Here is a 25,951-nt window from a genome sequence, read left to right as displayed (position 1 = left end):
TGTTCTATGCATTATTAATTACTTCTGCTATTTCTTCAGCAATTTCCTTGACAGTGAAATTGGCTGTGTTTCTTGCTAGTTTATCAGCTAAAGAGGGCGAGTAGTCAATTACTTCCTGTTTGGTGATATTATGCCATATTGGCAATAAAACTTGTTCACCACCTACGACCCGAGTAATGATGCCATCCAATTCATAATTAGTCCAACCTTTCTTAATGAAGTTTTTGGATAGAACCACTATTCCAAATTTGCTCTTGGCCAGTCCTTTATCAATTTTCTGTCGTAAACTGTCCCCAATTCTCAATTCAAACTCGTCATACCAAACAGAAAGCCCCGCATTTCTTAAAGCAACAGCTAATGGTCTTACAATCTCTTCTTTGTCTTCTGAAGCATGGGAGATGAAAACATCGTGCTCTCTGTAATCATGCTCTTGATGTTCAAATGGTGATTCATCTCTTCCCTGAACCAATGAAGGTACTGACGAAAGAGGAGCGTCCTGATACGTAGGTAAGGGAGAAGGAAGAACTTGAACACTTGCATTCGTGCTGCCTCTAAGTCCTTGCATATCGACTGTGACGTACCAATGACCAGAGCTTGGAACACCCAATACAACAGGAGATTTAGTAACTAAACCACCAGTGTAGCGGTGAGACCTACCACTCTTGTAGTTACTGTAATTCGAACTATCCATCAATCTTACATTTGCTGCGTTACCAGACAAAGTGACTTTTACTCTCTGTCCACGGTTTAACTGCTTTAAGTCCCAAACAAGGTATTTCATGTCAGTTTTGTTTTATGTTTACCCTTATCTCACCCGTCAAGAGCTTTTGCATTAAGCCTTTCTTTTGCTGTAATATTATATTCCCAAACTGATTTATATCTTCACACAAATAAACGTATTGGAATCGTTCTTGAAATATCGCTTCTAATTTAGAAGCTGTAAAACGACATAGCCGAATCCGGTTTTTGGGAGCTTTGTTTTCTGGGTAGAAGTAATGGAATAGGATTACCTTGTAATCTTTATTTTCCTCCAAGAAAGGCCAATACTTTAAAATATTTGTGTTTGGATGTTTCTGCGTGCATTCGCATTCTAAAAAGATAAATGTGTTGTCGTCAATTTGGCAATAGTTATCAGACTCACCCCAATCATTTAATTGAAACTCATAATCTTCAAACTTCATATTTAAATGAAGTTCTATTGAATTTGATATCACTATATTTTTTAGATTAGTTCTCTTCATTTTTATTATCGGTTTTAACTCTTATCTCGCCCGTCAATAGCTTTTGCATTAAGCCTTTCTTTTGCTCTTTTAGGGTGTCTAATTGTTTTTGATGCAGCTTTAGCTCCATGTCAGCTTCTGAAAGCACAGAAGCAATAGCTACTTGCTCGTCCAATTCAGGACACTTGACTTCCAGTTTGATAAACTCCTTTTTGCTCAATACCCGGTTACGACCTGCTCCGCCTGGAGATATTAGGTCAAGTAAGTATTTGAAATAGGGCTGTAGTATGAGAAACTTGAAATAGTCAGGAGACGCCTTTTCTGGTTTGAAGACATAGGTCGGAAATCTATGGGAAACAAGTCCTCCCTCATCTTCCTTGTTTGCAATAGCGACAGCATGTTCCCAAGCAAAGGTTATATTAACGACAAGGTCATTCTCCTTTACCTCATATAATGTCTCCATTGCAATGGCATCTGGATCAAAATCAGGTTTATGGAAGATTCCTTTACCGTGACTTCTAACACCTAGGGCTAAAAAACTACTGGAAGGCTTGTCTACTGGTCTTGGAGTGAAGTCTAAGAATTTACTTAATGGATTTTTTTTCCACTTTCCCTTAAACCCCTTCAACCGCTTCTTCCCAGTAAGCAATTGCTGAGCAAGGCCTTTATTGCGGAGTTTGAGTTGATCAATTAGCTGTTGGGTAGTGGAGACGGCTTCATCCCAAGTGCTGAGGATTTTGGCTATTTTTTTTTGTTCGGTAAGAGGGGGTATAGGGATTTGTAATTTTGAAAGACTTGAAGAATAAATATGAACTACCGAATGACCTTGTCCAAGTCGGTGTTTTTGCTTTGCAACTATTCCATTATTCAATAAATAACCTAAGAAATAAGGGTTCTGCGTAGCTTGTCTCAGAATAACAATATCGCCACCTGCAAAAGCTTTGAAATCATCTACAAATGCACAAGTTTTTCCAATTTCTTTAAGTGTTTCCCCCGAACCTGCAAAAAGTATGTCCCCCTTTTTTAGTTCAGTGCTTTTTGAAGTGGATTCTTCAGAAATAAATGAGGTGAAAGACCGAATTACATCATGATGCTTTGTGTATAATTCTCCATAAGTCAAACAAGGAATTCCACTATCAAGAATTTCGCTTTTTGAAATTCCTTTACCTTTTAAGAAACTTCCAATCTGATCCAGGGTAAGAACTTTCCATTCTTTTGGGATTTTCCCCACCGGAGAATCTTTGTATTCTTTGTTAATAGTTATTTGCGTGTTCAAAACCCAAGTTCTTTTAAGTAATCATTCATTTGTCCCTCTACCTCAGCCAACTCCTTTTTCAATTCGGTAATATTGCTCTGAGTTGCAGGTATGTCCACTTCCTCCTCTTCCTCAAATGTGTCCACATAGCGAGGAATGTTGAGATTGTACTCGTTTTCTTCCACTTCCTGAATGGTGGCACGGTAGGCATATTTTTCTTCTATTACTTCACCTTCCTCAGTAGTCAAGGGAGTGGCTTCCTGAAATGCTCGATAGGTGTTGACAATTTTGTCAATGTCTTTATCACGCAAGCGGTTCTGGTTCGTCCCTGATTCATATCCCTCACTGGCATCTATAAAGAGAATGTCTTTGTTCTCGCCTTTGGCCCGGTTGAATATGAGTATGGTAGCAGGAATACCTGTACCATAAAACAAGTTGGCAGGTAAACCAATCACTGCTTCCAGCAGGTTTTCCTCAATCAGTTGTTGTCTGATTTTCCCTTCACTGCTTCCCCTAAAGAGTACGCCATGTGGGAGAATGACACCCACACGGCCAGTGTCGTGGTAGGTGGACTCTATCATGTGAGAAACGAAAGCATAATCCCCTTTGCTCTTAGGAGGAATACCTCTATGGAAGCGGTTAAATTGATCTGCCATAGCATCATCAGCACCCCATTTATCGAGCGAAAACGGAGGGTTAGCTCCCACAATGTTTCCCTTCAGTAAACTGTCTTCTTCCAGCAGCTTGGGATTATTCAGGGTATCACCCCACTCAATGGTAGCGTCATCAATCTCATGCAGAAACATGTTCATACGAGCGAGTGCCCAGGTGCTTCCGTTGATTTCCTGTCCGTAGAGAGAGAAGTTTTTGCTGCCTACCTGTTTTGCGAGTTTGATCAATAAAGAACCCGAACCGCAAGCGGGGTCTATGATGCGGTCGCCCGGTTGTGGATTGAGTAGCTTTGCCAAGAGTTTTGACACCTGGGCAGGCGTGTAAAATTCTCCCGCTTTCTTTCCGGCATCACTGGCAAATTTTTCAATCAGGTACTCATAAGCATCGCCAATCACGTCATTGTCCTCCAGGTGGGAGGGTTGCAAATCAAGGGCTGAAAAATCCACCAAAAGGTTTTTGAGCCTTCTGTTTCGGTCTTTGGTTTGACCTAGGTTGGCTTCTGAGTTGAAATCAATGTTTCGGAATACACGCTCCAGCTTACTGCGGTTGGCATCTTCCATGCTTTCAAGTGCCGTATTGATCAGCTCACCCACATTGGCAGCATTACGATTTTCAAACAGGTAGTCGAAGGTGCAAGTATCAGGCAATTGGAAACGTTCGTTTCTCAATGCTCGCTGCACTCGTATTTCATCACCATTGTACTTTTCTGCATAGAAGTTCTTTTTGTCCTTCCATACGTCCGATACATACTTTACGAAAAGCATGGTCAGGATATAGTCCTTGTACTGTGAAGGATCAATCACACCCCTGAAGGTGTCACATGCTTTCCAAACAATGTTGTTGATCTCGCTTTGTGTAATCGGTTTTTTACTCATGCTTTTTGATAGATTATATTCTTAATGACTGCCTGATATACTTTTTGCTTTTCGGAAATGATCTGTTTGGATATTTCCATGTCTTTGTAGTGTAATTGCTTAATGGCAATGGCCTTTTGCTGCAATTCCAATGATGGGAGCTTCACCATAAAGGCTTCCAATTCGGATTTCCGAATGGAAGGGATGGAGCTACCAGCTCCCAAGGTTTGAAAGTATGCCTGTGTTTGAGGCATATTAAATAAGGTAGTAAGGAACTCCGGTATTACCCTTGATCGGTCTGCTTTGATAACAAAGAAGATAGAGGAGGCAATGGCTGGACCAAATGTTTTATCATAAGTCCAGGCAAAGTTTCTCATTCCTTTACCTACCAAAATGATGTCACCGTCATCGAGGAGGTGAGATTCATTCTTTTGGTCGATCTGAATAAAAGTGTCTATCTGCTCTGTTTGATTTCCCCAATCATCAAAGTGCTTTGCCTGTAAATACACAGCATTACCCTCGTCAGAGGGTTTGGTGTATAAGCCAAATTGTAGTTGGGCAATATCGCTGAGTTTTACCTTCATTTAATTGTAGAATCTTTCAAATGTAAAACAAAGGTAAGAAAAAGATAATTAAAAGCAAGTAAAAATCATTGTAGAGTTTTTCAAATTTCGGTTGTGGTCTTACAATCGCATTACATACTCTTCAATATGTATTCAATATTTGCACCTTTTTAACTGAACATAGGGCAAAACGGTATCAATTTGCTGCAATGGATCGAGATAGGCATTTAAAGTTTTGATTTTTTCTTTTTTACCAACAGCTCTTCCTACATTTCCATTCCAGTCTTCCGGTAGGCGATCGCGTCCGGTCAATGATTCTTAACTTTTGCCTTCCACATTAATCCGTAGATAAATTGGAGCGGGCCCTAGTGATAATTCTTTTATCTTCTCATGTAGAAGATTACGCTAAAGTTGGTTTTCATAATGATAACCATTAAAAATTTAAACAAAAGCAGCTTTACAGACAGGAACAGTCAAGATGTTCACCAATATAACATATTGATAAAAAGTATATTACAATGAATTCGGTGAGTGGTTTAGGATGCTTTGTAACGACCGAATTCCGCACTATTTTGTTGCGAAATGATGCATATTTTAGCATTTTGATATCGAGAAAAAAAGACTGAAAATCAAATGATTGCAGTCTTTTTAGTGTTTTTTAACATTGTTTTAAGTTTGTTTGCCCAGATTCGAAACTGAGTTTCTCTTTTAGATTTAACCCGATATCCAACAGGGATAATTACATCTAGCGAATAGTGATTGGTTTTGTACTTCTTTCCATCATTCTCAGTTGTCAAGGAATCCTTGACAACTGAAAGTTTTTGTAATTATTTTTCTTTGAAAATATTATTGATATGGAGACTTATATTTTGCTTGGTTTGACCAAAAAGTTCCTGCATTTGATTTTGAGTAAGCCATACATTATCATTCTCAATTTTCACATCAACTGATGTTTGCCAATCTTCGGTTTTATATATAATAATTTGATTGCTAGCCATGGTCTTCTAAATTTAAGGGTTTAAATTAGTAAAGGATAGCCTTTTACAATTTCTTTTTATTTAGCGCTCAATTTTAGTTTTAAGGAAGGCCATATCCTGACTAACTTTAATATCTAAGATTTTCGCATAATGTTGGGTTGTCTTCAAATCCATATGTCCGAGCATTTTACTTACCGTTTCAATAGGAACACCATTTGAAAGTGTTACAGTGGTTGCAAAAGTATGCCGAGCCAAGTGGAATGTCAGGTGTTTCGTAATGCCACATAGATCAGCTATTTCTTTTAAATATGCATTCATCTTTTGATTGCTTAAAACCGGTAATAGTAAATTCTGGCTTTCACATTGAGGATGGTCTTTATATCTTTTAATAATTTCGAGAGGAATTGACAATAGCGGAATTCTTGAAGGTGTGTCTGTTTTTTGCCTACTGGTAAAAATCCATTGCTCACCATCGATTCCAGTTGCAATTTCATTTCTATTAAGCTTTTTTACATCAGCATAGGATAGGCCAGTATAACAGCAAAAGACAAAAACATCTCTTACCTGCAATAGCCTTTCAATACTGAATTCCTTCCTTACAATCCTCTCCAATTCATCTGCTGTCAAAAAAGTACGTTCTTTAGCTTTGACTTTGGACTTATAGTTACTAAATGGATTGCTATTTAGCCATTTATTTGCGATACAATGATTAATTATTTTCTTTAAATGCTTGATGTATTTAGCTGCGGAAACGCCACTACATTTACAATCAGTTTTAAGATAGAACTCAAAATTCTCAATAAAAGCATGATTGAGCTTTTTGATTTCAATGTCCTGTATTTTATAATGACTTTCAAGAAATCCTTTTAAATGTTTGATAGAAGTTCTATACCCTTTTAGAGTGTTTGCTTCAAATCCATTTCCAATAAGCGCTTCAACCTTTTTATTATGTTCAGCAAATAACTGTAAAAGATATTTTGGTTTTTCTCCTCTTCCCGAAAACTGGTCACTGATACTTTTTGAAGTGATGGCCTTTCCACTGTCCAATAATTCAAGTTGGGCGTTCTTGATTTTTTGCTGCAATGTGTCGAGATAGGCATTTAAAGTTTTGATTTTTTCTTTTTTACCAACAGCTCGACCTAAGTTTCCATTCCAATCTTCTGGTAGGCAATCGCGTCCGGTCGATAATTCTGAACGTTTGCCATTAACAGTGATTCGAAGATAAATTGGAGCGGGTCCTGATTGATAATTCTTCTGTCTTCTGATGTAGAAGATTAAGCTAAAGTTGGTTTTCATAATGATTATCATTAAAAAGTTAAACAAAAGTAGCTTTGCAGATAGGAGCAGTCAAGATGTTCATTATTAGAACATGTTGATAAACAGAATATTACAACGAATTCGGTGCGTAGTTTAGGATGCTTTTGTGACGCACCGAATTTCGCACTATTTTGTTGCGAAATGATGCATATTTTAGCATTTTGACATCAACAAAAAAACCTGCAAACGTTTGATTTGCAGGTTTTTAATGCTTTTTGATAAGAATATCCGTAGCCCGTAGGGGAATCGAACCCCTGTTTCCAGAATGAAAATCTGGCGTCCTAACCCCTAGACGAACGGGCCATTAAAAAAGAGTTGTCTTGCAAACTCTTTAGGTAGCGGGGACACGACTCGAACGTGCGACCTTCGGGTTATGAGCCCGACGAGCTACCAACTGCTCCACCCCGCACTATATCTTTAATAACTTTTTAACTCAATTTGATGAAAAAACACTTTCTGCTTCTTCTGTTAAACCCTTTCAGAAATAAATCGTTTCCCTGAATTGGTCTGCAAAGATATAATTCGTTTCTTTGTACTCCAAATATTTTTTCAAAAAATTTAAATGACACATAAAGCAGGTTTTGTAAGTATTATAGGTAAGCCAAACGCAGGAAAATCAACGCTTATGAATCAGCTAGTTGGCGAAAAAATGGCTATTATAACGCCTAAAGCGCAAACTACCCGACATCGTATTTTAGGTATCGTAAACGGAGAAGATTACCAAATTGTATTCTCCGACACGCCAGGAATTATAAAGCCCAACTATAAACTGCAAGAAAACATGATGCATTTTGTGGATGATGCCTTAGTTGATGCAGATATCCTGGTTTTTGTAACGGATATAAACGAGCGCCATGATGAAGAAGATGTGTTAGAAAAATTGAAAAAAACCAGCGCGAAGGTTTTGGTAGTGATTAACAAGGTGGACCAATCCACAAATGAGCTGATAGAAGCTAAAATAGAGTACTGGAAAGAGAAAATTAATCCAGAGGGCATTATCGGTTGCTCTGCTTTACATCAGGTAAATACACAGCCAGTAATGGATTTTATTGTCAATAATTTGCCCGAGCATCCTGCTTATTACGAAAAGGATGAGCTTACCGACCGGTCCGAACGTTTCTTTGTTTCGGAAATGATCCGCGAAAAGGTGTTTAAGCTTTATAAAAAAGAAATCCCATACAGTACCGAAGTTATCATTACCTCATTTAAAGAAGAGAAAAACATTATTAAGATAAGTGCGGAGATTATTGTGGAGCGCGAATCGCAAAAAAACATTTTAATAGGCGCAGGCGGCTCTATGCTTAAAAAAGTAGGGACCTATGCACGGCAGGATATGGAAGAGTTTTTGCAAAAAAAGGTGTTTTTAGAAATGTTTGTCAAGGTAATCCCTGATTGGCGCAACCGGGACCATTATCTGAAAAATTTTGGATATCGGGAATAAGCTTCTCCTCGCAACACATCAAGGCCAGAGGTTTCATTGCTTTGTTCTGATTTATAATTGTTGTTGCCTTTTAACGTCTTAACGCAAATGAGTTTCGGCGTTATTCACCTTGCGCGCTCATGATCTTAGGTTTGCCAATGGTGCCGTAGCTTCCGGCGCCTTTTAAAATTTCGGCCATCAAATTTGCGTCTGCTATTAAATCTTTTGCTTTTTTCAGCTCCGCATCGTATTGGAAGCTTTGCAAGGTACGCCCTTTTTGAAAATAGTAACGTTGCGCAATTTCGGATTCCAACACGCGCTTAATTTCATTTTTATGAAATGCTAATTCATTTTGCCTGTTTGCAGAAAGTTTCTGCTGCATTTGTTCATATCCAGGTTTAATCGCATCCCAGCTTTTCTCACTTTGGGCATCGGCTTTTAAGCTCTCCAATGTTTTTTCAGCTTCGCTTTTATAGCTAAAGTTTTTCTGTTTCAGATAAGCCAAAAAATCTTGGTAATCCGCATCGCCCAAGGTGAAATCTGTTGCACTTGCGATATTTGGATGTTTAGCCACAAAAACGGTTGCATAATCAAAAATCAGGTATTGGCTAACCAAAGCTTGTGTTACCTGATGGTACTCGGCCGGTTTTACGTAAAAATCTGGATAAATGCCACTTCCGTTATATACCGAACGGCCGCCTTTGGTTTTGTAGGCTATCAATAAAGAATCGGGCAGCTTATCTACCGTGCCGTCATCGTGCCTATGCTCGTAATCTAAACTCTGTATACATCTGCCGGAAGGCGTGTAATATTTGGCTACGGTTATTTTTACCAAGCTATTATAAGGCAAACTGAAGGTTTGTTGCACTAAGCCTTTTCCAAAACTGCGCTGGCCTACAACTACACCGCGGTCCAAATCTTGGAAAGCACCTGCAACAATTTCCGAAGCTGATGCCGAGCGCCCGTTCACCAAAACTACTAGGGGCATATTGGGCGCCACAGGGTTCACATAGGTTTTGTAACTGATGGTTTTATCGCGGTTTTTACCTTTTTGGGTTACAACCTCTACATCCCGACCTACAAAGAGATTTACAATTTTTACCGCTTCTTGCAAAATGCCTCCGCCGTTGTACCTCAAATCTAAAACTAAACCTTTTGGGTTGTTTTTCTGAAGTTCTAACAAGGCGTCTTTCACCTCTTGGCCAGAGTTTTCCAAAAATTTATCCAGCTTAATGTATGCAATATTGCCCGCAAGCATTCCGTAATAACTTACGTTCGGCTGGTTAATATCTGCGCGGAACAGGTTTTTCTCTATCAGTTTACCGTTGCGCTGTAAAACCATTTTGATAGGCGTTTCTTTTGGTCCTTTTAACAGCTGGCTTATTTCATCGTTAGATTTCCCTTTAATGGCAATATTGTCTATGCTGATGACTTCATCGCCGGCACGGATATCTGCTTTTTGTGCCGGATAGCCTTCAAAAGGTTCAGAAATAAAGACTTTGCCATTGCGATGGATAACGCCTGCACCTATACCGCCGTATTGCGTGCTCACATATTTCATGCGGTAATCTTCAATTTCAGACTCTGGTACAAACTCGGTGTAGGGATCCAGGTTCTCCAGCATGGCGTCGATGCCGTTACGGGTGAGTTTGGACGTATTTATTTCATCAACGTAATTTAGATTCAGCTCTTTGTAAACCGAAGCAAAAATGTCGAGGTTTTTAGAAATCTGGAATAAATCATCCTTAAAAGAGAAAGAAAGGCTTGCCAAAAGAAGCAAACCTAAAACTATAGCAAAAGGTTTTTTCATGCGTTGCTGTGTCGCCACTTAATCAAACTAAAGTACAAAAAAAGCGTGTTTTTTATGCAATAAAAAAGGCATTGGTTTATTCGCCAATGCCTGTATAAGTTAAAACTAAACCGCGGTTAAAGTCTGTTATTCTCGATATTTAGTAATCCTTTTTTGAGCGTAAACACCACATACTCGCGTTTGCGGCGTAGCCTTTCTTGCAAATGTGTAATTAGTTGCTCTTCTTGGCCGGCCTCAAAGGCTAAATCCTCATCGCTTAAATGGTTGTATTTTCTTTTCAGCTTTATTTTTAAGCGCTCCCAATCCTTATTGCTGATACTGATTTCTGCCATGATTTCTGTTTGGCACAAAAATAGCAATTGCAAGGGAATTAGAAAATTCCGCGTTCTTTTTAAATCGGTTTTAAATTAAAGATTAGCTCATGAAAAAATTGGCAATTACCGCCTGTATGGTGCTGTTAGCTTCTGTTGGGGCTTTCGCACAATTTAACCTAGGTGTTAAAGCAGGCTTAAACTACACTACTATTAAAGCGCAAAACAACGAGTTTGACGAAAGTGGCGTTTTAGGTTATCAGCTGGGTGTTTGGTCGCGTTTTGGAAACACCTTTTATTTACAGCCCGAATTATATTTAGGTACAAAAGGCTCGAAATTTAAGTTTAGCACCGGAGCCGGCACTGTAGAAGAGAAACAGAAATTTACGACGTTGGACGTGCCTATTTTGCTGGGAACAAAATTTGGCACAAACAAAGCTAACATTAGGATAATGGCCGGTCCATCTTTCCAATTTAATCTGGATGAAAACAGCAGTGCCTTTAAACAAGCTAAGGATGCAGATTTTTACCGTTACAAAGATTTTGTGACCAATGCACAAGTAGGTGCCGGGGTAGATATTGGCTCTTTATCGGTGGATTTACGTTACGAAACCAGCTTACAAGACATCAACAAAAACGACGGGCAAAAACAGAATTTGTTGCACCTGAGTTTAGGTTTCAAACTGCTTTAACGCCTAGCGCATATCCAAATTTTTTGATAAACCTCATCCTTTGTTTAAACGGTGAGGTTTTTTTATGTCCGTTTTTGGGGAGGTTTATTTTGATTTCTCCGCAATGATGCAAAAAATCACGGAGTTTCCATGCGCCTTCTGTGAAATCTGTGGTTTGGAAAAAATTTGTGAAATTAGTGAAGGAAAACACCTTTACCTCAAAATTTGCAGAAATGAAATTTCTAGTGCCACGCTAGGCGTTAAATTGAAGATTTACGAAGTTTCAGAAACTTCGTAAATCTGACATTGGCTTAACCCTTACTCCCTTAATCCTCAAAACCTTCCGCTTTACACTTTAAAGCTTACACCTCAGCTGAACTCCTAATTTGGTGCTAGCCAATATTTAGGGTCTTGCTCGTCTTTAGCTTTATAAATATGGAATTCTATTTCCGAATTACCGTCTGCCGTACCAATACTTTGTTTGGTGCTTACTTTTTGGCCTTTGCTTACATTCACAGAGCTTAAATTTTTATAAGCTGTAAAATATTCACCATGCTGGATAATAACTACCGTTGCGCCGGCAATATCAATTACCGTGGTCACTTTACCGTCAAATACTGTGCGTACAGAGGCGCCTGGGTTAGTTTTAATGGTCCAGCCAGATACATCAACCGTTACATTCCCGATTCTTTTGGTGCCCATATATTCCGTTACCACACCGTTTGCAACCGGCCAAGGTAAGCGACCGCGGTTGCTTACAAAATCTGCTGATAGCTTGGCGGCTTCTGGCGTCGAGTTTAAGATGGAGCCTGATGTTTTGGCGACCGGTGCTGCGGTGCCGGCTGCTTTTGCTTTAGCAGCAGCCGCGCGAGCTTCTTCTTCGGCTTTCTTTTTTGCCAAGGCAATTTCGCGGTCAATAGCGGCTTTAATGGCGCGGTCCAAAGCAATAGCATCCCTACGTTTTTTGGCCAAATCGCTTTTTAGCTTACGCTCTTGCGAGGTAAGCGAGCTTACCACCTTAGCCTGTTTGCTTTGCGCAGTGCCTAATGTATTTTTTTCTTTCTGTTGGTCGCCTAAAAGATGATCTTTTTCTTGTTTGTTTTTATTTAAAACGGCGATTTTTTGGCGGATGTTTTTCTGTGTATCTTCAATGTATTTTGCTTGTTTCTGACGATACTCCCCAAATTGCTGCAGGTATTTTAAACGCTTATATGCTTGGTTAAAATCTTTTGCCGCAAAAATATACATCAGCTTGCTGTAAGCGCCTTGGTTTTTTTGCGCAAAGCGGATCATGGCCGCATAATCGGCTTTAAGTTGGGTCAACTGCGCCTGTAAAGAACGTACTTGGGTTACGTTTTCGTTAATCTGCCCGTCGATAATCCGGATTTCGGAGTTGATGGTTTTAATTTTTTCTTCGCGCAGGCGGATTTGCGCACGCAAAGCATTCAGCTGTTTTAAAGTACCCCGTTTTTCTGATGAAGTTTTGGATAAAGTGCGATTGATCATCTCAATATCCTTGTTCAATTGCGCTTTCCGCCGCTCCAGCTCGGCCCTGCTTTGCGCAAAAACCTGCAATCCTGTTAACAGAAAAAAGACAAAAAATACAGCTTTTAGGTATCTCATTTCGGCAAAGGTATTTAAATTACTCTATCACAGAAAATCTTTTGGAAACATTAAACGGAAAATCAACTGGCTCATTTAAAACGGTTTTGTTGTATTCCATATCCACTTTTACCGAGTTGGAAAGCGCCTGCGAGCTCAAATTTAAAGATTTTGGAACCAGCACACCGGCTATGTTTTCAAAAACCGGAATAGCTACGGATAAATTCTTGCTACCGTCTGTAGTTTTTAAATTAGTGGATGCTGGCTTAAAATCGCTGTTAAAATTAACGTGGTACGCCAAGCCGTTTTGCTGTCCGCTGGCAACCAAACCTTCTGGCGCAACACTGATGTTTGATTTGTTGGCAATGGTTAAAGGCACGGCATTTCCAATTAAAATTGCTTCTAAAGTGGCGTAATCAATTTGGTCATTACTGTATTTATGCACAAAACTGAAGGGTTTTTTAAGGTAAGTTTCGTTTATTTTATCCAATACCTTAATGCTATCTGGCGTAATTAAAGCCCGCGCCACCTCAATACCTGCAAAATACGTTACCGAAATCCAAACGCCCTCCCCCTTTTTAATGCGCATATTCATGGTAACATCAAAGCTTTTGTTTTTGATGCTTAAACGGCTGTTTGCCCGCGTATTTAGTGTCTTAAAATCACTCTGTTTAGCTACAATTTTTTTCAGGTTGATGCTTGCCCTTTCGCTAAGCTCGGTTTCGTTGCTGTTACTTGGTGCACTACCCACCAAGTTTTTTTTGCTTTTGCACGATATCGCGGCCACGCAAAATGCCAACACCAAAAGTTTACTCAATATATTTCTTTTCATTTATCTTCCTTTTTAGCAAGGGGTTATCAGCGTTCAGCTTTAAAGATTTACTCCAATTTTCAAGTGCCTCTGCTGTTTGCCCCAGTTTAAACAAAATATCGCCCAGATGTTCGTACTGTACCGGGCTATTAGGGTTGTTGCGGATGGCTTTCTGCATCCATTCTTTGGCCTCGGCATATTTTTTTAGTTTAAACAAAATCCACGCATACGTATCCTGGAAAGAGGCATTATCTTTTTCCAGCTGGTTAGATTTGATGGACATTTTCTCCGCTTTGGCCAAATCCTCATTTCTTAACGATAAATAATAAGCATAATTATTCAGCGTGTAGGTGTTTTCTGGTTCCAGCACCAAAGATTTTTCATAAGCCGCCACAGATTCTTTGTACATTTTCTGCGCCTCATAAGCATCGCCCAAGCTGCTATAAATTTGTGCCTTTAACGGAACGTTATCAATATCATAAGCCAGCGCATTGTTTAGGTAGGTAATGGCTTGCGCCGATTTTTTTTGGAGCTGATAGCCGATGCCCACATAAAAATATAGCCCGTACTGGTTTGGGAAGTAGCTGATGGCCTCTTCGCCGTCTTTTACCAAAGCTACCGCATCGTTTTGGTAAAGGTTTATGCGCAACAGCTGATCCCAAATTAAATAAACGTTTTTGTTTAGCGCCAGTGCCTGCTGATAGGCTTTTTTTGCGTTTGGATAATCGGCTTTCTGAAAAAGCACATCACCATATAAAGAAAAAGCTTTGGGATCTGTGGGGTGGGCTTCGGTGATGGCCTGCGCCAAAGCCTCGGCACGCGCAATGGCTTTTTGATCTGGAAAAGCTTCAAAATATTTAATCACCATCTTCACCTTTTGGTCTATACCAAAACTAGGTTGCAAAAAAGCCGCTTTCACCTCTTCAAAGGCTTCATCGGTTTTTTTCTGTGATTCTAAGATTTGCGCAATCGCCATCCGCGTAAAAGGATTGTTTTCATCCAATTGTTTGGCTTGCCGGTACACTTCCAGCGCTTCGGCCATTTTCTTTTCTGAGTAATATAAATCGCCCAGATAAAGGTAGTTGCGCACCTCGGCGGGGTTGTTGCTTATCAGCTCCTTTAAATCGGCAACAGCTTTATCAAACTGGCCTTTTTTTAAATAGATGCGCTGCCTGCCCTGCAAAACCTCGTCGGTTAAACCAATTTTATCTTCTAAAGCCTTGTAAGCACGTAAAGACTCATCAAACTTGCCCAGCATAAAAAGCGCGTTGGCCTTGTCAAAACGGTAATCTAACTTGTCTGGCGCTAGCTGTAACAGCTCATCCAGCGCATAATTTAGCAATTTATAATCTTGCTGTTGTTGGTAAATGTTGGCCACCAACAGCCAATACCACTGGTTATCGGTTTTTATCGCAACCGCTTTTTCGGCGTAGAGGCGAGCTTTCTCTAAATCTCCTTTTTTGAAATAAATTTGCCCCAACTCAAAATAAGACGGGTGATGTAGCGGATCTGTTTTGACGGCCTGCATAAAACGCTCGATGGCTAAAGTAGCATTGTCCACCACTTTTTCGCGCAAGCCATTATAATACAGTTGCAAAACGCGGTTGCTGTCTGCCGCCGACAGGATATTACCCGAAAGCACGAATACACGCTGTTCTTTGTCGCCCTTTTTCTTTTGAGCAACAGCAAACAGGCATAGGAGCACCAATGAGGCCGAGAAAAAACCGCGTTTTAACATCATTGGTTATTTTACACCGGTATGTCCGTAACCACCTGCGCCACGCACAGTTTCCGTTAACAGTTCCACTTCGTTCCAAACCGCCTGCTCGTGCTTGGCAATTACCATCTGGGCAATACGGTCGCCATCTGCCACGGTAAAATCTTGGTTAGACAGATTTACCAACAGCACCTTAATTTCTCCGCGGTAGTCAGCGTCAATAGTGCCGGGCGCGTTTACAATGCTAATTCCGAATTTGTAGGCCAAGCCGCTTCTGGGCCGAATTTGCGCCTCGTAACCTAAAGGCAGTTCCATAAACAAACCGGTTGGTATCAGTTGCCTTTCTAAGGGTTTCAGCACAATGTCCTGCTCTAAATTGGCGCGTAAATCCATTCCGGCAGATGCCTCTGTTTCATAATTAGGCAAGGCATGTTTTGATTGATTGATGATGTTGATTTTCATCTGCTTGTTAATTGTTTCTTTATGGTGATGAAGCAGTCTTTCCGCACTCAATGTCCGTACGCCGGACGGTTTCATCATGTTTTTTATTTGTTTTTTTATGGTGATGAAGCTTCTTTATACGTTGCCCGATCGCTCAAAGCATCGCGCAAGCAACTAAAAGCTCTTCAATATTTTTTTGATCTCGACACGCTCTAAATATAAAATAACTAAAGCAAATCCCGCAAAAAGCAGATTACCGATAACCAAATCGCGTTTAAAATAAACATAAGAAAGCCAAACCACGCCGGCGGAGAGCAAAAGGTAAAACAAGTTTTGCTTTAAATGGTAAGGTATGGCATAATGCTTTTGACCTAAAAGGTACGAAAGCACCATCATTCCGGTGTAAGCCGTTAGCGAAACCCAAGCAGAAGCCATATAACCATAATATGGGATAAAAATGATGTTTAAAACAATGGTGACTAGCGCGCCAACGCCAGAAATATACAGGCCAAACCGCGTTTGGTCCGATAATTTATACCAAATAGAAAGGTTCATGTAAATGCCCAAGCTTACATAGCCAAAAAGTAACACAGGCACAACATCTAAACCTACCCAATAGGCTTTATCGCGGATAAAATGCTTTAGAATTTCAATGTTGGCCACCAAACCCACAAAAATAAGCGTGATGGTAAGCACAAAATAGTTCATGATGCTGGCATAGGTTTGTTTGGCATTCTCATTTTTGGCGTGCGCGAAGAAAAAAGGTTCGGCACCTAGCCTAAAAGCATTAATGAAGATGCTTAGGAATATCGCAATTTTACAGCAAGCACCATAAATGCCCACTTGCGTTTGGCTTATCGACGGAGGCAATAAACGGCCAAGAAAAATTTTATCGAGGTTTTCATTAACGATGAACGATAGATTGGCGACAAAAATTGGCAAGCTGTATACCAGCATTTCTGTAAGCAACTGCTTGTTCGGCTTCAGCTGTACCTTCAACAACTCGGGCAAAAGCAACAAAAAGGTAATAACGCTGGCTACTAGGTTAGAAATAAAAACGTAGCCTACCCATTTTTCTTGATACCAGCTTTGAAAAAAGCTTGCACCGTAAAATTGCTTTTGGATAATGTAAGGAATTACAAAAATGAAAAAGAGGTTAAGTGCGATGAAAACTAAAATATTTACGAGTTTAAGCACAGAATATTTTCCCGGCCGGCCATCTGCGCGGAGCCTTGCAAAAGGCACTACGCTTAAGGCATCTATCACCAAAATGGCCGAAAAAAGTTTTACGTATAAAACATAATCTGCCAAAGGAGTGGTGGTGGCATCTTTTAACCAAACCGCTATGGGTTGCGCAAACAACAGTGCCGTAAACAAAAACACGGCACTTATGAATGCCACCACTAAAAAAGTGTTGCCGTAAACCGTTTCTTTTTGATCCTCGCGCTTGTTGAGGTAACGGAAAAACGTGGTTTCCATCCCGAAAGAAAGCAAAGCATTTAAAATAGATGCGTAGCTGTACATTTCGGTAAAAATACCGTAGGCTTTAACTGGGTAAACTTTGGTATAAACCGGCGTTAAAAAAAAGTTTAAAATGCGCGATGCGATGGTGCTGATGCCATAAACCGCTGTTTGCCCCGCAAATTTTTTTAATGTAGACAAATTACCTTTTTAGAACTTCAAAATTACGATAGTTTTTCACTTCTGTATCTTCCACCTTAATCTCGTCAACACGGGCATGCTCGGGACCTTCTTTGCACCAATCTAAAAAGGCATCCAATAAATACGGATCACCTTCGGCGTGTATCTGCACGCTGCCGTCGTTTAAATTCTTCACAAAACCTTTAATGCCAAGCTGGTCCGCAACAGATTTGGTTGAAGCCCTAAAAAACACCCTTTGTACCCGTCCAAAAACGCTAATCTGTATGGCTTTCATATCAAAAATTAATTTCCTGAAGCCGCTGTTTCTCGGCTAAAAATTCGCTCATCATTTGCTCAACAATGGTGGCGGCTGGTAAAATCTCGTCAAAATTGGCGGCTACTTGCCCAATTTCTAACTCGCCGGTTTCTAAATCGCCTAAAAACATCCCGGCTTTGGCCCGTCCGCGGCCAAGCAATAAAGCCAGTTCTTCTTTATCTGCACCGCGCCGTTCTGCCTCGTGCACCTGCTGTGCAAAGGTATTATGTAGCAAGCGAACCGGCGTAAGTTTTTTTAAACTTAGTTTGGTATCGCCCTCTCGGCTTTGGATAATGGCCTGCTTAAAATTAGGATGCGCAGAAGACTCGACCGATGCTGCAAAACGGCTGCCCACCTGTACGGCATCCGCGCCAAGCGCAAAAGCCGCCAACATGCTTTTCCCGGAAGAAATTCCGCCTGCAGCAATGACCGGAATATCTACCAAATCCACAATTTTTGGCACCAAACATAAGGTGGTGGTTTCTTCCTTGCCGTTATGTCCGCCAGCTTCAAAACCTTCAGCAACCAAAGCATCCACGCCAGCATCAAGCGCTTTTAAGGCAAACTTGGTATTAGCGATAACGTGTACCACAACAATACCCGCTTCTTTTAATTTCTGCGTCCACAGCATGGGGTTGCCGGCAGAGGTGAAAACGATGGGCACTTTTTCTTGGATGATGATTTGAATGTGCGCCTCAATATCCGGATACAAAAGCGCCAAATTAACGGCGAAGGGCTTGCTGCAAACAGTTTTTAATTTTTGGATGTGCTGGCGCAAAACATCCGGATACATAGATGCGGCACCTAAAATGCCCAGTCCGCCCGCATTAGAAACCGCCGAAGCCAGCTCCCAACCACTGCACCATACCATGCCGGCCTGTATAATGGGATATTTAATTTTAAACAGCTTACAAATTTTATTCATATCAGTTTTTTCACGGTAGTAGATTCACCAATTTTTTCGTTTTGTAAGCGCTGCAACAAATTTAAACCCGGAGTTTTGCCGATAGCGATGCTGCCTAAATCGGCATCGTAACCTAAATATTTTGCGCCGTTAATGCAGGCCCATTTCAGCAACTCGGTTAAAGACATATCAGGAATATGTTGCTGCAAAACTTTCATCTCCTCCAAAATAGACAGCGTGTTGTTTGAGGCCAAGCTATCTGTACCGATGGTTTTGAGCAGTTCCGAGTGTTTAAAAAAATCAAAAGGAGGCAGTTTATCCTCGATGTAAAGGTTTGCCTTGGGACAAAAACACCAAAAAACCGGTTTCTCAAAACGTTTGGTAAAATAAACGTCTTTTAGGCAGGTGTAGGTATTATGCACCAATAAAATATGCTGTTTTTTGGGCATAAATGGCAATAAAGCCTGCAAGGTACTTTTTGATTTTGAGGCGAAAGTGGTGGCATCAATCCCTAAATCTTCATAAAACTGCAAAAATTGGCCCGAGCGGGTTTTGTACAATTCGTCTTCTTCGATGCACTCCTGGTTATGCCACGCGATTTTATTGTCGATACCTTTGCAATAGGCCTTTAAATGATGCACCAGTTCTATGGAAACAGAGTATGGGGCATGGACAGTGATGGAAGTTGGTGTTTGGAAAGCTGCTTTTTTTTGCACCGCCTGGCTCAGTACTTCTGCTGCTTTACCTGCATCTAAGCCAAGCATTTCTATAAAAGTGTGGTATTTAATTTTACTTTTTGCTTTTATAGGGGCAGATATGGTTTGGTTAGAAATGTCTCCAACAGCAACAATTCCGTTGTTCCACATCTCTTCATCAGCCTGCTGCATCGCTTCCAAAACCTGCTCTTCTGTAGCGCCACGGGTTTTTACCACACTTTTTATAAACGGAATTAAACCCGTTTTTTCGGGTATTTGCCCTTTCATGTGCGAAAGCTCTAAATGGCAATGCACGTTAATGAAGCCAGGCACAATTACACCTTCATAACGTTCTATGGCGGGATCAAAAGCTACCTGCTCTTGGGTAATCTGCAATATTTTCCCATGGTCATCGGTAATTACGATGCCGCGTGGAATGGGCTCGCCTTCTAGCGTATAAACTAAATCTGCGCTAAATCGTCGCATAAAAACTTGTAGTATATTTTTACGGATAACAATTAACCTGAATTTTCCCGGATTTCAAATTTTTTTGACAACACCTTTTTCGTGTCAAATCTCGGATAAAAAGCACGTAGTTTTTACAAATCCGCCATTAAAATCTTAATTTTGAGCGCTATAAATGGAAACGTTGCAGAAGAAGGATATCCGGGCTTATAACTTGCCCCAGCTTAAAGAAGTATTTAAAGAAATGGGCGAAAAGCCTTTCCGTGCCAATCAGGTTTACGAGTGGTTGTGGAAAAAATCTGCCCGTAGCTTTAATGAAATGAGCAATCTTTCTAAAGCTTTGCGCGAGCAGCTGAATGCCAACTTCGACATTAACGCCGTAAAAATCAATGGTTCGCAGTTCAGCGCCGATAAAACCATCAAAAATACTTTCGTTTTACACGATGCGCACTTGATAGAGGGTGTACTCATCCCAACCACAGAGCGGATGACGGCTTGCGTTTCGTCTCAGGTTGGTTGCAGCTTAACCTGCAAATTTTGCGCTACCGGCTATATGGAGCGTAAACGTAATCTTACCGCCGATGAAATTTACGACCAAGTGGTGCTTATTAACCAACAAGCTATTGAAAATTACGGCATTCCGCTCTCCAACATTGTTTATATGGGCATGGGCGAACCTTTGCTCAACTATGCCAATGTTTTAAAATCGGTTGACCGTTTAACGGCCGAAGACGGTTTAAATATGGCTTCAAAACGCATTACCGTTTCTACCGCCGGCATTGCCAAAATGATAAAAAAACTGGGCGATGATAACGTAAAGTTTAATTTGGCGCTTTCTTTACATGCCGCCAATGACCAAAAGCGGAACGAGATTATGCCGATTAACGAGCAAAATACCTTGGCTGCTTTGGCCGAAGCTTTAAAATACTATTTCGCAAAAACCAAAAATCCGGTAACGTACGAATATATCGTATTTAACGATTTTAACGACGGCATACAAGACGCCATGGAACTGGCTAAGTTTTGCAAACACGTACCTTGCAAAGTAAACATCATTGAATACAACCCCATTTCTTTTGCCGATTTTACCAATACCACCGAAGATAAATTGGATGTTTTTGCAAATTATCTGAAGAAACAAGGTATTACAACCGTAATTAGAAGAAGCCGCGGTAAGGATATTGATGCCGCCTGTGGGCAGCTGGCAGTTAAAGAAGGGCAGGCGTAAATGGGTTTAGGGCAATACATCAGAGACTTTAGCTCGATGTTTTTTCCCAACATCTGCCAAGCCTGTGGCAAACTGCTCAATGTTAAAGAAGATTGCTTTTGCACCACCTGCGTGCACCATTTCCCTTACACCAACTTTCATTTACAGCCCGATAATACTTTGGCTAAACAGTTTTGGGGCCGGGTAAATGTCTCCTCGGCAAGTGCTTTTTTGTATTTTAACAAAGGCAGTAAGGTGCAAAACATAGTTCACCAGCTTAAATATAACAAGCAGCCACAAGTTGGTGTTGCCATTGGAAAGTTGTACGCGCAAGAGCTAAAGCAATTTCCTGATTATCAAAACCTTGATGGTATTATTCCGGTGCCAATTCATCCGCACAAAATTAAAAAAAGAGGTTACAACCAAAGCGAGCAATTTGCTTTAGGCTTGGCGCAGGTTTTAAACACGCCAGTTTGCACCGATATCTTGTACCGTACAGAGGAAAGAGAAAGCCAGGCCACCAAAAACCGCATAGGCCGGTTCGAGAATATGCAAAAAGTATTTAATGCCGTGCCGGCCAATTACGCGCTAGAAAACGTGCTTTTGGTAGATGATACCATTACCACCGGTGCAACTTTAGAGGCTTGTATTATGGCATTGCAAAACATCGGCATTAAAAACATACATGTTTTGGGCATTGCATTTACCCAATAATTTTTGATGATATTTGAAAGCAATGAGCCAAAGAATTTTAACCCTGCTGTTTACAGTTTTTGTTTTGTTTGCCTGCCGTAAAGAAGAAAAAATTGACCGTAGCAGCAATGCGCGTTTACAGTTTTCTACAGATTCTTTACTTTTTGATACCGTATTTACCAGTAGCGGAACTACCAACCGCAGTTTAAAAATTTTCAATTATAGCGATAAAGCAGTACTAATTTCTAGCATCAGTTTGCAAGGCGGTAATACCTCGGCTTTTAAAATAAACATTAACGGCGAGGCTAGCACGTCTGTAAGTAACCTTAAAATTGGCGCTAACGATTCTATTTATGTTTTTGTGAAAGCGTTTATAGATCCTAACAATGCCAAGTCGCCGTTTTTAGTGGAAGATGCGATTGAGATTAACTTAAACGGGAATCAGGAGAAAATACCATTGGTAGCTTACGGCCAAAATGCCGTTTACTTAAATAACGAGCGCATTGTTAACAACACCAGCTTTAAAAAAGGCAAGCCCTACATCATTTACAACACGCTCAATATCGATAAAAACGCCACTTTAATTTTAGAGGCGGGCGCTCGTTTATATTTTCATAAAGACGCAAAAATGCTGATTGCCGGCAGCTTACAAGCCAATGGCATTTTAGGCGATAGCATTACTTTTTGCAGCGATAGACAAGAGCGTATTTACAGCGATGAGCCGGGGCAGTGGGACGGACTTTACTTTTTAGCAAGCAGCCACAGCAACATCCTAAACTATGTAACCCTAAAAAATGCCTTGGTGGGCGCAACGGTTGATTCTTTGAGCGTTAACGCATTGCCCAAACTTTTAATCAGCAATAGCATTGTTAAAAACCATCAGGTGGCGGGCGTTTTGGGCTACAATGCCAGCATTGATGTAGTAAATTCGCTGTTTTACAACTGCGGGCAATACTTACTTGCCGGTTTTTCTGGTGGCAATTACCGCTGTTACCAAAATACGTTTGCCAATTACAATTATAACTTCCCGCGCAAAACCCCATCGGTTTATTTCACCAACTTTTTAAACAGTAGCGGGCAAACTAAGGATGTAAGTGTTACTTTTTTTAATAACATTATTTATGGAAGTTTGCAACGCGAACTTGATTTTAGCGAGCAAAGCGGCGGCCTTGTTGTTAAAGATTTCCAAAACAACCTGCTAAAAACCGACCAGCAAACTTGGGGCAACACCAATATTTACAACAGCGACCCGTTTTTCTTAAACACCCGGAAAGAAAATTACCAACTGGCCAGCAACAGTCCGGCAAAAGAAAGCGGCAAAAATTTAAGTAATACTATTTATTACCCAAACCCGCTTAGCAAAGATATTTTACAGCAAGAAAGAGCGTTCCCATCTACCTTGGGCTGTTTTGAAAAATAATTTTATTTTTTTGTAACCTTAGGCGAAACCGCTCCGTAAAAGCAACCGAGAGCGTTAATTTAAATTAGTAAAGCGGAGTTTCTTTTTTAAGAACTTCGCTTTCTTTTTTTGCGCAAAAGGCACTTCCCCCTACCAAATTTTCTTTACCTGTTGTTACTGGCTTGCATTTTGGGGAGATGTTTTTTATTGCACGCCAATTTTTTTTGTTAAATTTAGTTACACCAAACTCCTTTCAATATGAGCACCGTACGTCAAATTTTAGCCAACAAGGCCTTTAGGATGATTACTATCGGGCCGGACGCAATGGTTTATGAAGCACTTGAAGTGATGAATGAGCATAACATCAGCGCAATTTTAATTACCCAAGACGGAAAGCTTTCGGGCATATTTACCGAGCGCGATTATGCTCGTAAAGTGGTGCTGAAAGGAAAATCATCAAAAGAAGTACGCATTGATGCGGTGATGACCCCTTCGCCAATTGCAGTTAGCCCCGACCAAAGCATTGAACACTGCATGGAGCTGATGACTGAAAAACACATTAGGCACCTACCGGTGATGGATAATGGGGAGTTAAGCGCAATTGTTTCTATTGGCGACGTGGTAAAATTCATCATTGAAGACCAAAAACAAACCATCCAAAATTTAGAAAGCTACATCAGCAGCTAAGCTTCGGCAAAATTTCTCGCGCTCAAAAAACCAAACCCGTTTTAAATCGTTATCAAATTATGGGTAAAAAGATTTTAGTTACGGGCGGCACAGGAGCCATCGGTTCTGTTTTGTGCAAATTGCTTGTGGATGAAGGTCACAGCGTTGCACTTTTGAGCAGAGCCCCAAAAAAACATACGGCTTATCCCACTTTTAAATGGGATATCGAAAAACAGGAAATAGACCCCGATTGTATAAATGGAGTAGATACCATTTTGCATTTGGCCGGCGCAGGCATAGCCGATAAGCGCTGGACAGATGAACGGAAGAAGGTTTTAATTGACAGCCGTACACAATCAATCGGATTAATTTACAGCTTGTTACGCAACAAAGAGCATCAGGTAAAAACAGTAGTTTCCGCTTCTGCGGCCGGATATTACAGCGACCGTGGCGACGAGCTATTAACAGAAAGCGACGCGCCTGCAAATGATTTTTTAGCCCAATGTTGCATCGCTTGGGAGAAAGCCGTTGACAAGGGTAAAGAATTAGGATTAAGGATAGTAAAGATGCGCACGGGCGTAGTGCTTGAAAAAAACACAGGCGCACTAAAACCGATTGCGGCGCCCATAAAATTAGGTTTTGGTACCGCTTTGGGAAGCGGAAAACAATGGATTTCTTGGATACACGTAAAAGATGTTGCCCAAATGTATCTTTTTGCCATAGAAAACAAAGAACTCTCCGGCGTTTACAATATGTGCAGCCCCCAACCCACCACTAACGAGGGTTTAACCAAAGCCGTCGCTAGCCAATTGCACAAACCATTATGGTTGCCAAACGTGCCAGCTTTCGCTTTAAAATTAGCCATGGGCGAGATGAGCGCCGTAGTATTGGGCAGCACCAAAATGAGCGCAAAAAAAATAGAAAGCACCGGCTTTAGATTCGCCTACCCCGAACTGGGCAGCGCATTAAAGGAAATTTATGGATAAAGAACCTTTAGTTATTTTTTGGTTCAGGCGCGATTTGCGCATCGCCGATAATACAGCTTTGTACCATGCGCTAAAAAGTGGCGTACAGGTTTTGCCGCTGTTTATTTTTGATTCGGATATTTTAGACAAATTGCATAATCCGGCAGATGCGCGTGTAACTTTCATTTATCAGGAAATAGAAAAACTAAAAACCCAACTGGAAGAAAAGCACCACTCGTCTTTATTAATTAAACACGGGAAACCGAACGATGTTTGGGCCAACCTGTTAAAATCGTACAACATAAAATCTGTTTATTGCAATCATGATTATGAGCCGGAAGCAATAGAAAGAGATGAAGCCGTTAAACAGCTGTTACACAAAAATTTCGTGAGCTTTTTAAGCTTTAAAGATCAGTGCATTTTTGAGAAAGAAGAGATTTTAAAAGACGATGGCGAGCCTTATGTGGTTTTTACCCCATACAAACGCAAGTGGTTAGCTAAACTTAAACCGTTTTACTACAAAGCTTATCCTACCAAAAAATATGAACAGCATTTCTATAAAACGAAAGCCCTGAATCTCCCCAGTCTTAAACAAATCGGTTTTGAAAAAAGCACACTAGATTTCCCAAACCAACATTATCAGTCTGTTTTAAGAGATTATGCCCAAAAAAGAGATTATCCGGCTTTAGATGCCACATCTCACATCAGCTTGCACCTTCGCTTTGGCACCCTAAGCATCCGCGAACTGGTAAGCACTGCCGTGCAAGAAAAAAGCGAGGTTTGGCTTGGCGAACTTATCTGGCGCGATTTCTATTTTTCTATCCTATACCATTATCCGCATTCGGCTAAAGATGCTTTCAGAAAAGAGTACGACCATATAAAATGGCGCAACAACGAAAAAGAGTTTGAAGCTTGGTGCGCAGGTAAAACGGGCTACCCGATGGTGGATGCAGGTATGCGCCAATTAAACGAAACCGGATTTATGCACAACCGTGTGCGGATGGTTGTCGCCAGTTTTTTAAGCAAGCATTTGTTAATTGATTGGCGCTGGGGCGAACGCTATTTTGCCGAAAAGTTGTTAGATTATGAACTATCCAGTAACGTTGGCGGCTGGCAATGGGCAGCGGGTTCGGGCGTAGATGCTGCGCCTTATTTCCGCATTTTTAATCCGGAAGAGCAACTGAAAAAATTTGATAAAAACTTGGAGTATGTGCGCCGGTGGATTGCAGAATATGATGATCCCTTCAAATATCCGAAACCCATTGTTGACCATAAAGAAGCGCGAGAGCGCTGTTTGAGAGTTTACAAAGAGGCTTTGGCTTCTAAATAAATTAAAAATTCACAAGTAAAAAACAAGTT

Annotated in this window: 26 protein-coding genes, 2 tRNA genes and 1 pseudogene; 8 read left to right on the top strand and 21 right to left on the bottom strand. The window is 40.7% G+C overall.

Translation table 11 applies throughout. The annotated features are described in order from the left end of the window. Positions 1-4: 4 nt before the first annotated feature. The 11 genes and pseudogenes from BCY91_RS16665 to BCY91_RS16625 all read right to left on the bottom strand — a co-directional run bounded on the left by BCY91_RS16665 (position 5) and on the right by BCY91_RS16625 (position 7,267). Positions 5-781, bottom strand: coding sequence for a DUF1883 domain-containing protein (locus BCY91_RS16665; RefSeq protein ID WP_120183184.1), 777 nt, complete (start codon positions 779-781; stop codon positions 5-7). Position 782: 1 nt separating this feature from the next. After that, positions 783-1,241 (bottom strand): hypothetical protein, encoded by a 459-nt coding sequence (locus BCY91_RS16660; RefSeq protein ID WP_120183183.1) that lies wholly within the window; start codon positions 1,239-1,241, stop codon positions 783-785. Next, positions 1,228-2,496 (bottom strand): restriction endonuclease subunit S, encoded by a 1,269-nt coding sequence (locus BCY91_RS16655; protein ID WP_120183182.1) that lies wholly within the window; start codon positions 2,494-2,496, stop codon positions 1,228-1,230. Before BCY91_RS16655 ends, BCY91_RS16660 begins: the two co-directional genes overlap by 14 nt. Continuing rightward, complete coding sequence (locus BCY91_RS16650; RefSeq protein ID WP_120183181.1) at positions 2,493-4,022, bottom strand: type I restriction-modification system subunit M; 1,530 nt, start codon at positions 4,020-4,022, stop codon at positions 2,493-2,495. Before BCY91_RS16650 ends, BCY91_RS16655 begins: the two co-directional genes overlap by 4 nt. Then, on the bottom strand, positions 4,019-4,585 hold the full coding sequence (locus BCY91_RS16645) for a restriction endonuclease subunit S (protein ID WP_120183180.1): 567 nt from the start codon (positions 4,583-4,585) through the stop codon (positions 4,019-4,021). Before BCY91_RS16645 ends, BCY91_RS16650 begins: the two co-directional genes overlap by 4 nt. Positions 4,586-4,717: 132 nt before the next feature. Continuing rightward, on the bottom strand, positions 4,718-4,876 hold the full coding sequence (locus BCY91_RS17790; protein ID WP_220699499.1) for a hypothetical protein: 159 nt from the start codon (positions 4,874-4,876) through the stop codon (positions 4,718-4,720). A 317-nt stretch (positions 4,877-5,193) separates the two neighbouring features. Continuing rightward, positions 5,194-5,367 (bottom strand): annotated as a pseudogene (gene rhuM / locus BCY91_RS18110) (RhuM family protein); the annotation flags it as partial. Between the two features lie 24 nt (positions 5,368-5,391). Then, positions 5,392-5,562, bottom strand: a complete 171-nt coding sequence (locus BCY91_RS17780; protein ID WP_220699497.1) for a hypothetical protein — start codon at positions 5,560-5,562, stop codon at positions 5,392-5,394. A gap of 60 nt (positions 5,563-5,622) precedes the next feature. Next, complete coding sequence (locus BCY91_RS16635; RefSeq protein ID WP_120183337.1) at positions 5,623-6,837, bottom strand: site-specific integrase; 1,215 nt, start codon at positions 6,835-6,837, stop codon at positions 5,623-5,625. A gap of 252 nt (positions 6,838-7,089) precedes the next feature. Beyond that, positions 7,090-7,161, bottom strand: a tRNA-Glu gene (locus tag BCY91_RS16630). A gap of 33 nt (positions 7,162-7,194) precedes the next feature. Beyond that, positions 7,195-7,267: transfer RNA gene (locus BCY91_RS16625), tRNA-Met, on the bottom strand. A 153-nt stretch (positions 7,268-7,420) separates the two neighbouring features. Between BCY91_RS16625 and era the strand changes: the two genes are divergently transcribed. Then, a complete protein-coding gene (gene era / locus BCY91_RS16620) occupies positions 7,421-8,299 on the top strand; it encodes a GTPase Era (protein WP_120183179.1) in 879 nt (292 codons plus the stop codon). A 100-nt stretch (positions 8,300-8,399) separates the two neighbouring features. On the opposite strand, the gene BCY91_RS16615 is transcribed toward era, so the two are convergent. Together BCY91_RS16615 and BCY91_RS16610 are read right to left on the bottom strand one after the other, a co-directional pair. Then, positions 8,400-10,088 carry a S41 family peptidase gene (locus BCY91_RS16615; RefSeq protein ID WP_120183178.1) on the bottom strand — a complete coding sequence of 563 codons (1,689 nt, stop codon included), beginning with the start codon at positions 10,086-10,088 and terminating at the stop codon, positions 8,400-8,402. 116 nt (positions 10,089-10,204) lie between these two features. Then, positions 10,205-10,420, bottom strand: coding sequence for a CsbD family protein (locus BCY91_RS16610; RefSeq protein WP_120183177.1), 216 nt, complete (start codon positions 10,418-10,420; stop codon positions 10,205-10,207). 89 nt (positions 10,421-10,509) lie between these two features. Here BCY91_RS16610 and BCY91_RS16605 point away from each other — a divergent pair, with 89 nt between their 5' ends. Then, positions 10,510-11,091: a porin family protein gene (locus BCY91_RS16605; RefSeq protein WP_120183176.1), complete on the top strand. Its 582-nt coding sequence runs from the start codon at positions 10,510-10,512 to the stop codon at positions 11,089-11,091. A 360-nt stretch (positions 11,092-11,451) separates the two neighbouring features. On the opposite strand, the gene BCY91_RS16595 is transcribed toward BCY91_RS16605, so the two are convergent. The 8 genes from BCY91_RS16595 to BCY91_RS16560 all read right to left on the bottom strand — a co-directional run bounded on the left by BCY91_RS16595 (position 11,452) and on the right by BCY91_RS16560 (position 19,683). Further along, on the bottom strand, positions 11,452-12,693 hold the full coding sequence (locus BCY91_RS16595; protein WP_120183174.1) for a murein hydrolase activator EnvC family protein: 1,242 nt from the start codon (positions 12,691-12,693) through the stop codon (positions 11,452-11,454). 19 nt (positions 12,694-12,712) lie between these two features. After that, complete coding sequence (locus BCY91_RS16590) at positions 12,713-13,504, bottom strand: DUF4292 domain-containing protein (protein WP_120183173.1); 792 nt, start codon at positions 13,502-13,504, stop codon at positions 12,713-12,715. Further along, positions 13,482-15,224 (bottom strand): tetratricopeptide repeat protein, encoded by a 1,743-nt coding sequence (locus BCY91_RS16585; protein ID WP_120183172.1) that lies wholly within the window; start codon positions 15,222-15,224, stop codon positions 13,482-13,484. The genes BCY91_RS16590 and BCY91_RS16585 overlap by 23 nt, the downstream gene beginning before the upstream one ends. A gap of 3 nt (positions 15,225-15,227) precedes the next feature. Next, positions 15,228-15,662, bottom strand: a complete 435-nt coding sequence (gene dut / locus BCY91_RS16580) for a dUTP diphosphatase (RefSeq protein WP_120183171.1) — start codon at positions 15,660-15,662, stop codon at positions 15,228-15,230. A 153-nt stretch (positions 15,663-15,815) separates the two neighbouring features. Then, entirely contained in the window at positions 15,816-17,303 is a 1,488-nt protein-coding gene (locus tag BCY91_RS16575; protein ID WP_120183170.1) for an oligosaccharide flippase family protein, read from the bottom strand. A 1-nt stretch (position 17,304) separates the two neighbouring features. After that, the gene (locus BCY91_RS16570; protein WP_120183169.1) at positions 17,305-17,577 is read right to left on the bottom strand and encodes an acylphosphatase; all 273 of its coding nucleotides are present in this window, start codon (positions 17,575-17,577) and stop codon (positions 17,305-17,307) included. 1 nt (position 17,578) lies between these two features. Beyond that, positions 17,579-18,523 carry an NAD(P)H-dependent flavin oxidoreductase gene (locus tag BCY91_RS16565; protein WP_120183168.1) on the bottom strand — a complete coding sequence of 315 codons (945 nt, stop codon included), beginning with the start codon at positions 18,521-18,523 and terminating at the stop codon, positions 17,579-17,581. Then, positions 18,520-19,683 (bottom strand): amidohydrolase family protein, encoded by a 1,164-nt coding sequence (locus BCY91_RS16560; RefSeq protein WP_120183167.1) that lies wholly within the window; start codon positions 19,681-19,683, stop codon positions 18,520-18,522. Before BCY91_RS16560 ends, BCY91_RS16565 begins: the two co-directional genes overlap by 4 nt. A gap of 154 nt (positions 19,684-19,837) precedes the next feature. Between BCY91_RS16560 and rlmN the strand changes: the two genes are divergently transcribed. The 6 genes from rlmN (at position 19,838) to BCY91_RS16530 (ending at position 25,922) form a co-directional block, all read left to right on the top strand. After that, positions 19,838-20,890, top strand: a complete 1,053-nt coding sequence (rlmN, locus tag BCY91_RS16555) for a 23S rRNA (adenine(2503)-C(2))-methyltransferase RlmN (protein WP_120183166.1) — start codon at positions 19,838-19,840, stop codon at positions 20,888-20,890. Beyond that, on the top strand, positions 20,891-21,583 hold the full coding sequence (locus tag BCY91_RS16550; RefSeq protein WP_120183165.1) for a ComF family protein: 693 nt from the start codon (positions 20,891-20,893) through the stop codon (positions 21,581-21,583). 22 nt (positions 21,584-21,605) lie between these two features. After that, positions 21,606-22,982, top strand: coding sequence for a hypothetical protein (locus BCY91_RS16545; RefSeq protein WP_120183164.1), 1,377 nt, complete (start codon positions 21,606-21,608; stop codon positions 22,980-22,982). Positions 22,983-23,219: 237 nt separating this feature from the next. Further along, entirely contained in the window at positions 23,220-23,648 is a 429-nt protein-coding gene (locus BCY91_RS16540) for a CBS domain-containing protein (protein ID WP_120183163.1), read from the top strand. 59 nt (positions 23,649-23,707) lie between these two features. Then, positions 23,708-24,613, top strand: a complete 906-nt coding sequence (locus BCY91_RS16535; RefSeq protein WP_120183162.1) for a TIGR01777 family oxidoreductase — start codon at positions 23,708-23,710, stop codon at positions 24,611-24,613. Further along, a complete protein-coding gene (locus BCY91_RS16530; protein ID WP_120183161.1) occupies positions 24,606-25,922 on the top strand; it encodes a cryptochrome/photolyase family protein in 1,317 nt (438 codons plus the stop codon). The genes BCY91_RS16535 and BCY91_RS16530 overlap by 8 nt, the downstream gene beginning before the upstream one ends. Positions 25,923-25,951: the final 29 nt, after the last annotated feature.

The organism is Pelobium manganitolerans, assembly GCF_003609575.1.
Classification (GTDB): domain Bacteria; phylum Bacteroidota; class Bacteroidia; order Sphingobacteriales; family Sphingobacteriaceae; genus Pseudopedobacter; species Pseudopedobacter manganitolerans.
Note: the sequence above shows the minus strand (reverse complement) of the source record. Positions and strands in the feature narration are given on the sequence as shown.